8 protein-coding genes are annotated in these 7,163 nt (G+C 66.9%); 4 read left to right on the top strand and 4 right to left on the bottom strand.

All coding sequences use genetic code 11. The annotated features are described in order from the left end of the window. A partial coding sequence (locus ACT4N8_RS07580; protein WP_444857529.1) for an enoyl-CoA hydratase-related protein occupies nucleotides 1-262 on the top strand: 262 nt, incomplete at its 5' end. Between the two features lie 26 nt (nucleotides 263-288). Here ACT4N8_RS07580 and ACT4N8_RS07575 read toward each other — a convergent pair. Continuing rightward, on the bottom strand, nucleotides 289-1,248 hold the full coding sequence (locus ACT4N8_RS07575; RefSeq protein ID WP_444857528.1) for a threonine ammonia-lyase: 960 nt from the start codon (nucleotides 1,246-1,248) through the stop codon (nucleotides 289-291). Between the two features lie 57 nt (nucleotides 1,249-1,305). Between ACT4N8_RS07575 and paaZ the strand changes: the two genes are divergently transcribed. From paaZ to ACT4N8_RS07560, 3 genes are read left to right on the top strand one after another with little or no spacing between them, the layout of a single operon-like run. Further along, nucleotides 1,306-3,324: a phenylacetic acid degradation bifunctional protein PaaZ gene (gene paaZ / locus ACT4N8_RS07570; protein WP_444857527.1), complete on the top strand. Its 2,019-nt coding sequence runs from the start codon at nucleotides 1,306-1,308 to the stop codon at nucleotides 3,322-3,324. A 13-nt stretch (nucleotides 3,325-3,337) separates the two neighbouring features. After that, nucleotides 3,338-3,781, top strand: a complete 444-nt coding sequence (locus ACT4N8_RS07565) for a hypothetical protein (protein WP_444857526.1) — start codon at nucleotides 3,338-3,340, stop codon at nucleotides 3,779-3,781. Nucleotides 3,782-3,827: 46 nt separating this feature from the next. After that, on the top strand, nucleotides 3,828-4,637 hold the full coding sequence (locus ACT4N8_RS07560) for a glutaminyl-peptide cyclotransferase (RefSeq protein ID WP_444857525.1): 810 nt from the start codon (nucleotides 3,828-3,830) through the stop codon (nucleotides 4,635-4,637). A 3-nt stretch (nucleotides 4,638-4,640) separates the two neighbouring features. On the opposite strand, the gene ACT4N8_RS07555 is transcribed toward ACT4N8_RS07560, so the two are convergent. From ACT4N8_RS07555 to ACT4N8_RS07545, 3 genes are all read right to left on the bottom strand, one after another. Then, nucleotides 4,641-5,255: a hypothetical protein gene (locus ACT4N8_RS07555; protein ID WP_444857524.1), complete on the bottom strand. Its 615-nt coding sequence runs from the start codon at nucleotides 5,253-5,255 to the stop codon at nucleotides 4,641-4,643. A 38-nt stretch (nucleotides 5,256-5,293) separates the two neighbouring features. Beyond that, on the bottom strand, nucleotides 5,294-6,505 hold the full coding sequence (locus ACT4N8_RS07550) for a dihydrolipoamide acetyltransferase family protein (RefSeq protein WP_444857523.1): 1,212 nt from the start codon (nucleotides 6,503-6,505) through the stop codon (nucleotides 5,294-5,296). 112 nt (nucleotides 6,506-6,617) lie between these two features. Next, on the bottom strand, nucleotides 6,618-7,163 hold a 546-nt coding region (locus tag ACT4N8_RS07545; protein ID WP_444857522.1), incomplete at its 5' end, for a transketolase C-terminal domain-containing protein.

The following is a 7,163-nucleotide window of genomic DNA, read 5'->3' as shown; positions in this document are numbered from 1 at the left end:
GGAATGGGGGCTGATAAGGAAGGCGGTGGACGACGAGGCGCTCGATGCCGAGGTCGATGCGCTTGCCGGACGCTTCGCGAGCGGGCCGACGCGCGGCCTCGCCCGGATTAGGAAGATGCTGCGCGAGAGCTGGGACCACGATCTCGAGCAGGAGCTGAACCTCCAGCGCGACGCGATGCGCGAGCTCGGCTTTTCGGACGATTACCGCGAAGGCGTCGCGGCCTTCATGGAGAAAAGGAAGCCGAACTTCACTGGCAAATAAGTTCCCCTCCCTTCCAGGGAGGGGAGTCAGTCGGCGATCAGCGAGGCGAACTTGGCGAGATCGATATTACCGCCCGAGACCACGCAGACGATCGGCCCCTCCCCCGCCTCGCCGGTCAGCGCCGCCGCCAGCGACAGCGCGCCGGCGCCCTCGGCGATCACCCGCGCTTTCTCGGCGAGCAGACGCATCGCGTGACGGGTCTGGTCGAGGGTGACGACGATGGCGCCGTCGACCAGCGGCAGCATGCGCTCCCACATCCGCTCGGTCACGCTCTGGCCGCCGGCGCCGTCGACGAACGAGGCCTGCCAGCCGGGAAAGCGCCGCGGGCCGCCTTCGCGCCGCGACAAGGCGTAGGGCGCCGCCGTCTCGGGCTCGGCGCCGTAGAGCCGGATCTCCGGGCGCAGCGCCTTGATCGCGCTGCCGACGCCGCTGATCAGCCCGCCGCCGCCGATCGCGCAGATCACGACGCCGGAATCGGGCGCGTCCTCGAGGATTTCGAGGCCCATCGTCGCGTGGCCGGCGATGAAATCGTGATTGTCGAAGGGGTGGATGAAGCGCCCCTCCACGCCCTCATATTCATGATCGGTGACCGCCTGCCACGCCACCTCATAAGGCACCGGGACGATGCGCGCCCCCAGCGCCGCCATCCGGTCGAGCTTGGTCTGTGGCGCGGTTTCGATCGCCACCACCGTGCAGGGGAGGCCCGCCGCCCGCGCGGCATAGGCGACGCCCTGCCCGGCATTGCCGGCGCTCACCGTCCACACGCCCCGCGCCCGCTCCGCCTCGCTCAGCCGGCCGACGGCATTGGCGGCACCGCGGATCTTGTACGAATTGGTCGGCTGCAGATTTTCGAGCTTGAGCCGGATGTCGGGTCCGTCCGGGCCGAGATCGAGCCTGACCAGAGGCGTGCGCAGCACGGTGCCGGCGATTCGTTCGCGGGCCGCCTCGATATCGACCAGGGTGACGGGCCTTACCGGATCGATCATCGTCGCTTCTCCTCAATCGCCCGTGCCGTCGCGCGAATTTTCTTTTAAGGGGACGCGATGAAGACTCTCAAGCTGCTCAATTATGCCGCCGACTCCTGGGTCGTGGGCGACGGCTCGCTCGCCCCGGTGCACAGCGCCGTCACCGGCGAGGTGATCGCGGAGACCGGCTCCGGCGGGCTGGACTTCAGGGCGATGCTCGATCACGCCCGCAAGGTCGGCGGGCCGGCGCTGAGGCGGATGACCTTTCACGAGCGGGCTTGGATGCTCAAGGACCTCGCCAATGCGGTGATGGCGCGCAAGGAGGAATTGTACGAGCTCTCCTACAATAGCGGCGCGACGCGCGGCGACGGCTGGATCGACATCGAGGGCGGGGCGGGCACGCTGTTTTCCTTCTCGTCGAAAGGCCGGCGCGAGCTGCCCAACGGCCATGTCCTCACCGACGGGGCGATGGAGCCTTTGTCCAAGGGCGGCACCTTCGTCGGCCAGCATGTCTACACGCCGTTGCAGGGCGCGGCGGTCCATATCAACGCGTTCAACTTCCCGGTCTGGGGGATGCTGGAAAAGCTCGGCCCGACCCTGCTCGCGGGCGTGCCGGCGATCGTCAAGCCGGCCTCGGCGACCGGCTATCTGACCGAGGCGTGCGTGCGGATCATGCTCGAGACCGGGGTGCTGCCGAACGGCGCGCTGCAATTGATCATGGGCGGCGTCGGCGACCTGCTCGATCATCTCACCTGCCAGGACGTGGTCAGCTTCACCGGCTCGGCCGCGACGGCGATGAAGCTGCAATCGCACCCGGTGATCGCGCGCGAAAGCGTCCGCTTCGTCGCCGAGCGCGATTCCTTGAACGCCTCGGTCCTGGGCCCCGACGCGGGGCCGGGCACGCCGGAGTTCGACCTCTTCATCAAGGAGGTTGCGCGCGAGATGACGGTCAAGGCGGGGCAGAAATGCACGGCGATCCGCCGGGCGATGGCACCGGCGGGGCATCTCGACGCCGTGCAGGAAGCGCTGAGCGAGCGGCTCGCTCGAGTGAAGATCGGCGACCCGCGCGAGGAGGGCGTGCAGATGGGCGCGCTGGCCAGCCGCGCGCAGCTCGCCGACGTGCGGGCAAAGGTGGCGGAGCTGGCGCAATCGGCGCGGATCGTCGCGGGCGATCCGGATGTGTCGCCGGTGCCCGGCGACGGGGCCTTCATCGCGCCGATTCTTCTGCGTTCCGACAACCCCTGGGATTCGGACGCGGTGCACGATGTGGAGGCGTTCGGACCGGTGTCGACGATCATGCCCTACAAGGATCTGGACGACGCGATCGCGCTCGCCAATCGCGGCATGGGCAGCCTCGCTTTGTCGCTCTTCACCTTTGACAAGCAGGCGGCGCGGGAGTTCGTGCTCGGCGCCGGCGCCTATCACGGCCGCATGGTGATCCTCGACCGCACGAGCGCCAAAGAATCGACCGGGCACGGCTCTCCCCTCCCCGTCCTCGTCCATGGCGGGCCGGGCCGCGCGGGCGGCGGCGAGGAGATGGGCGGGGTGCGCGGCGTCAAGCATTACATGCAGCGCAGCGCGCTCCAGGGCTCACCGGACATACTCTCCGCGGTGGCCGGCCAGTGGCTCCCCGGCGCGGCCAAGCCGACCGGCGAGGTCCACCCGTTCCGCAAGCGTATTTCGGAGCTGGAGATCGGCTATACGCTGAAGACCGAAAGCCGGACGGTGACGCTCGACGATATCGAGCATTTCGCCGCCTTCACCGGCGACAATTTCTACGCCCACATGGACGAGGAAGCGGCGAAGGCGAACCCGATCTTCGACGGCCGGGTCGCCCACGGCTATCTGATCCTCTCCTTCGCCGCAGGGCTGTTCGTCGATCCCGATCCGGGGCCGGTGCTCGCCAACACCGGGCTCGAGGGCCTGCGCTTCCAGACGCCGCTTTATCCGGACGATTCGATGCGGGTTGAGCTGACTGTCAAGTCGATCAGCGTGCGCAACGAAGAGATGGGCGAAGTGCGCTGGGCGGTCTATGTCTACAACCAGAAGGACGAAGTGGTGGCGAGCTACGAGCTGCTGACGATGAACCAGCCTTAGGTGATACCGCGACATGATCCAACTCGCGCTGGCCCTGATAGCGCTGCAGGCTGCCGATACACCACACGCCGAACTGGGCGAAGTCCGCATGCACCTTTTTTACAACGGAACCGGCCGCCTTTCCCGCGACATTTCGCCACCCAATTACTTTTCTGGTTGGAATACGATCATCGGCGAAGGCTCTGCCGAGGAGCCTGCGAAAGATCTCGTTATCGTCGCCGAAGTTCGGGCTGACGGCCACCATTATATCGAACGACCATTGAGGATCGTCGCCCGGAGCGAAAATGGGCGTCTGCTCGGGCAGCGCCGCTTCAACGCCGTCCTGACGTCGCCGGCGGGTCGCGCCTATAATGCGCTTTGGCTCAATGATGTGGGTTGCGCCGGCGAGATCACAGTGACCGTTACCTATGGCGCCCAGAGCCGCAGCGAAACGTTGACGCTGGCATGTGGCGAGTAGTTCGCCTAGGGCGGACACCTACCGATCGCTAGGCTATCGAGGCGCGATGCGCTTTCTGCTTCTACCCCTTATCGCGCTGTCGCTGGTCGCCTGCCAGGCGCCCGCTTCCGCCCCCGCCCAGCCGACCGCGCCGGTCCAGACACCGGTCTATTCCTATCGCGTCGTCGGCACCTATCCGCACGACACGCGCGCTTTCACCCAAGGACTGCTCTGGCTCGACGGCCATCTCTACGAGAGCACCGGCCAGATCGGCCAATCGACGATCCGCCGGGTCAATCTGGAGGACGGCGAGGTGCTGCAATCGGTCAGCATCCCGCGCGGCCTGTTCGGCGAGGGGCTGGTCGATTGGGGCGACCAGCTGATCAGCATCACCTGGCAGGACGGGGTCGGCTATCGCTGGGACCGCGCGACGTTCAGGCGGCTCGGCCTCTGGCGCTATGACGGCGAAGGCTGGGGCCTCACCCAGAACGGGCGCGAGATCATCATGAGCGACGGCACGCACGAGCTGAGGTTCCTCGATCCCGCGACGCTGACCGAACGGCGGCGCCTCGCGGTGACCGACAATGGCGTGCCGGTGCCGCGATTGAACGAGCTGGAGTGGGTCAATGGCGAGATCCTCGCCAATGTCTGGCAGACGCCGATGATCGCCCGGATCGATCCCGCGAGCGGCAACGTGACCGGCTGGATCGACTTGACCGCGCTCGCCATCGAGAACGGCAGCGGCAGCGACAACGTCCTCAACGGCATCGCCTACGACGCCCAGCGCGACCGCCTGTTCGTCACCGGCAAATACTGGCCGCGGCTGTACGAGATCGACCTGGTAGCGCCAAGCCGCGGCTCCGTCGACAGTCGCTAACCATCAGCTCCCGGGCGCGCGAATCGGCTGTCGATATCGGGCAAATGCTGAAGGATCGGCCTGTATGGCGTTGAAGGCGTTCATCCTTAAGCGAGGCCATCCTGGAATCGAGAGCGGCTCCATCGCTTCAAGCCTAGTTATCAGGCCGTTCTCGAACCACGCAGTGAGTGAAAGTTCCGGACTATCTCGGAAGGTAATGATGCTCGCCAGAGGGCCGACGCCATCAACTCGGCAGACCCACGACAACTGCACCCAGTTCGGTCCCTCGTCGTAAGAGATCGGACCGATACAGCTAGCCGTTGCTGCCCGGATGGTCTCGGCAGAAAGTGGCGCCCGCTGAATCTCCGTACCGGAAAACCATAGCAGCGCGAGATTCGCATCCGGGGCCACAAACCGATTGAAGGCGCGACCATCACCCTCGTTGGCGGCTGCAAATGCGGCCCTCATGCGATTGAACAAGGGCCCGTCCACTCTGTTTTCGGGGTCGATCTGGACAACCGAGCGAGTACCCGGCCTTGCTTGGCGTTCCTCGCCCTGAGCGCTTGAAACAAGTGCCGCCACTGAAGAACTGCTCAGGACAAGCAACGCTGGCAGGATAAGCTGTCTGGCTGCCGTCATCCGTTGATCCTTTCGCCTCCTGTTGAGGCGTGACAAGTCTAATCCAGCGGCCAGCTTTCCAGCACCTCCACGAACCGCGTCAGCCAAGCGTTGGTCTGATACCCGTCCACTACGCGATGGTCTATGGTGAGGCTGACATAGGCGAGCGGGCGGATCTGAATCGTGTCCACTTTGTCCACTTCGCGCACCACGACGCGCTTCTCCAGCTTGCCGACGCCGAGGATCGCCGATTGCGGCTGGTTGATGATGATCGGCGCGGCGAAGAGCGAGCCGGAGACGCCGTGGTTCGAAATGGTGAAGGTGCCGCCCTTGATGTCGGCGCCGGTCAGCCTCTCCCGCCTCGCTTTCTCGATCAGCTCCTCGAGCTGGGCGGCGACGCCCTTCAGCGACAATTGCTGCACCTGCCGGACGACGGGGACGATCAGCCCCTTCTCGCCCAATGCGGTGCCGACGCCAATGTTGATGTCGTCGTAAAGCTCCAGCCTGTCGTCATGCCAGCGGCTGTTGATCGCCGGCGCGACCTTCATCGCCTCGGCCGCCGCGGCGACGAGATAGGCGGTGTAGGTGAGCTTCACGCCCTTCTTCGCATAGGCCGCCTTGTGCTTGTCGCGGTGCGCGATGATCGCGCTGAAATCGGCCTCGAAGACGGCGGTGACGTGCGGTGCGTTCGTGACCGAGGCGTGCATGTTCTCGGCGATGGCGAGGCGCATTCGGTCGTGCGGGACGAAGTGCGATCGGATGTCCCCCGTGACGCCGGGAATCACCCCCTCGACCGGACGGCCGACCTTCGTCGCCGCCTCGATCGCGCGGTCGACGTCGGCGCGCGTGATGCGGCCGTTTCGGCCGGTGCCCTCGATCTGGGCGGGATCGAGATCGTGCTGGAGGACTGCGCGCTTGACCGAGGGGGAGAGGCGGGTTTCCTGTTGCGCACTGTGCCCCGGCGAAGGCCGGGGTCCAGGCGTTTCCTTGCTGGGCTGGGCCCCGGCCTTCGCCGGGGAACGATCTGAGTCCATCTCCACGACCGGCGCGATGCGGCCGAGAATGGCGCCGGGGACGGCGTCCTCGTTGGAATGGAGCAGGATTTCGCGCAGCACGCCGGCGGCGGGGGCGGGAACCTCCATCGCGACCTTGTCGGTCTCGAGCTCGACCAGCGGATCGTTGACCTCGACGCGGTCGCCGACCTGCTTGAGCCAGGCGCGGACGACCGCCTTCGTGCCCTCCTGCTCCTCGGGGACGACGACGTCGATCATGACGGCCCCCACAGGCCGTCACCCCGGCGAAGGCCGGGGTCTCGGGTCACCTGGCAGAGCCTCTTCCGGCCCGAGGTCCCGGCCGTCGCCGGGATGACGATGCGCGCCATGGTCAGAACCCCACCAGCTCGTCGATCTTCGCGCGGATGTCCGCGGCTGACGGCACCGCCCAGTCGAGCAGGACCGGATTGTGCGGGCTCGGAATGTCCGGCATCGTCACCCGCGCGACCGGGGCGTCGAGATCGAGGAAGGCCTCGTCGGCGACGACGGCGGCGATCTCGGCGCCGAAGCCGCCGGTGCGCAGATCCTCATGGACGATCAGGCAGCGCCGCGTCCGCCGCACCGATTCCAGCACCATCTCCTGGTCCCACGGCATCAGCGTCCTGAGGTCGATCACGTCGGCCGAGACATCCTTCGCCGCTTCCTCGCAGCGCGGCACCATCGCGCCCCAGGTGACGATGGTGATGTCCCTGCCCTCGCGCGTCTTCTTTGCCCGGCCGAAGGGGAGGACGAACTCGTCGCCCGGCCAGGGCCGGCGCGCCCAGACATCGTCGAGGGGGGCGCGCTGCGCGGTGGAGTCGGTCGGTGCGTTGCCCCCGAGCGCCGGGCGCCGCCGGCCGCCCGCGACCGCGGCAGTGCGCGGGGGCGCGCCCCGCCC

It is taken from the genome of Sphingosinicella sp. (assembly GCF_052387495.1).
GTDB lineage: Bacteria > Pseudomonadota > Alphaproteobacteria > Sphingomonadales > Sphingomonadaceae > Allosphingosinicella.
This window is presented reverse-complemented; position numbering and strand designations above follow the sequence as displayed.